The sequence below is a fragment of the Aeromonas australiensis genome (assembly GCF_000819725.1).
Taxonomy (GTDB): Bacteria; Pseudomonadota; Gammaproteobacteria; order Enterobacterales; family Aeromonadaceae; genus Aeromonas; species Aeromonas australiensis.
This window is the reverse complement of record NZ_CDDH01000029.1, coordinates 1-789: the sequence shown is the minus strand read 5'-3', so window position 1 is coordinate 789 and position 789 is coordinate 1. Positions and strand designations below refer to the sequence as shown.

Here is a 789-nt window from a genome sequence, read left to right as displayed (position 1 = left end):
GTAGGTGCCGGTGTTGTAGCTAGCGTAATCGCCTAATCGATTCGTTATATACAGACATAAAAAGGGGTGGCTTCGGCCACCCCTTTTATTTTTTGGGGCTGTTTATGGCCTGTGAGATACTGGGCGAAACCATTGATAGAGGTAGTTTCCGTGAGCAAAGCCGCCATTTTTCTGGATCGTGACGGTGTCATCAATGAAGACACTGGCTATGTCAGTCAGGTAGATGATTTCCATTTTCTGCCCGGGGTGATCGATGCCCTGCAACTGTTAAAGAAGAAAGGGTATCTGTTAGTCGTTGTCACTAACCAGTCCGGCATCGCCCGCGGCTACTTCAGTGAAACTGACTTCATGAATCTGACGGAGTGGATGGATTGGTCACTGGCTGATCGGGATGTGGATCTCGATGGCATCTACTTCTGTCCCCATCATCCGGAACATGGTGCACCCTGTGATTGCCGCAAACCGGAACCAGGTATGTTGCTGTTGGCGCAACAGGAACTGGGGATCGATATGAGTCGTTCCTATATGGTGGGTGACAAGCCCTCTGATCTGAAAGCTGCTATCAATGCCGGGGTCGGTCACAAGATCATGGTCAGAACCGGTAAGCCAGTGACCGAAACGGGTAGTGCGCTGGCCGATTCTCTCTATGACAATCTGCACGATTTTGCTGTTGCGGTGCCTGCAGTGAGCTGATTTCGCCGGTTTAATATGCCAATTGGTGGCTTTGTGAGCGAACAAACAGCGAAAGCCATCTTTTTGCAATTATCTGCTTGCCAGAAAGAATCTGTT

Annotated in this window: 1 protein-coding gene; it reads left to right on the top strand. The window is 49.7% G+C overall.

Going from position 1 to position 789, the window contains the following annotated elements; genetic code table 11:
* Positions 1-150: 150 nt before the first annotated feature.
* Positions 151-693: a D-glycero-beta-D-manno-heptose 1,7-bisphosphate 7-phosphatase gene (gmhB, locus tag BN1117_RS05130; RefSeq protein WP_040095398.1), complete on the top strand. Its 543-nt coding sequence runs from the start codon at positions 151-153 to the stop codon at positions 691-693.
* Positions 694-789 lie beyond the last annotated feature (96 nt).